This window comes from Prevotella sp. AM34-19LB (assembly GCF_003468525.1).
Taxonomy (GTDB): domain Bacteria; phylum Bacteroidota; class Bacteroidia; order Bacteroidales; family Bacteroidaceae; genus Prevotella.
The window spans coordinates 1-771 of sequence record NZ_QSIG01000131.1 but is presented as its reverse complement, the minus strand read 5'-3'; the positions used below and the strand labels follow the sequence as shown (position 1 = coordinate 771).

The 771-nt window shown below is 45.7% G+C and carries 2 protein-coding genes; both read right to left on the bottom strand.

Annotation, left to right across the window (positions count from 1 at the left end):
• Positions 1-260 (bottom strand): IS66 family transposase (locus DW830_RS17430; protein ID WP_410524537.1); only part of this gene is annotated, 260 nt, incomplete at its 3' end.
• Between the two features lie 11 nt (positions 261-271).
• On the bottom strand, positions 272-771 hold a 500-nt coding region (locus DW830_RS17010), incomplete at its 5' end, for an IS66 family transposase (protein ID WP_255415648.1).

Below are 771 nucleotides of genomic sequence, written 5' to 3'. Positions count from 1 at the left end.
TTTTTGTCTTCTCGATAAAATCTGTTGATGATATCTACGACTTTCTGAGCATCCTTGTCCTCCTTGCCGCAGTCGATGAAGTCTCTCTTGACATGCTGTAGGCAGGCGATTCTCATAATGTCAGGATAAGCATCCGACTCCAGTTTCCGGTAAGGAGCATATGCATCACTCTGTATGGTACCTTTATAATCAGAGAATACGTTAAGTATGACCTGCTCAGAACGTGAACCATCCTCATATACGAAGAAGACAAGTCCCAGTTCAGGCGCACTTACAGCCAGAGGTAGCCTTTCTTCGAACCCTTGTCCGTAGGCTTTGTCTTGGCTAGCAGCACTTTATGATATGTCTCGTCTGCCGAGACATAATCCTGCTGCAACACTACTTGGCAGATAGCCTTATAGAAGTTTTCCAGTACATCGGCACTTCTGGCAATCAGCTTGTTTGCCGTAGCTTTCCTTAACGTAAACCCATTGTCGGCAAAGTATTTGGTAATTCGCTCTACCGGCATGGAATAGATGTATCGCATCTGCAGGAGACCTGCTGCAAAGGAAGGTGAATAGGAAGAATTCAACAGCAGAGCCGGCGGAGTCTTCCCCGGATACATGATACTTCCATCCGTATAAGTGTTGATGTGATACACGGTCTTGATGAACTTGATGGGTTCCATGCTGTAACGTATACAGGTACGAGTCCCGAAGAGACGCAACGTCTTCAAAAGCTCTGCATCCATGACTGGATCTATCGTAACATGCACCTCTTTCATTTCGTAAT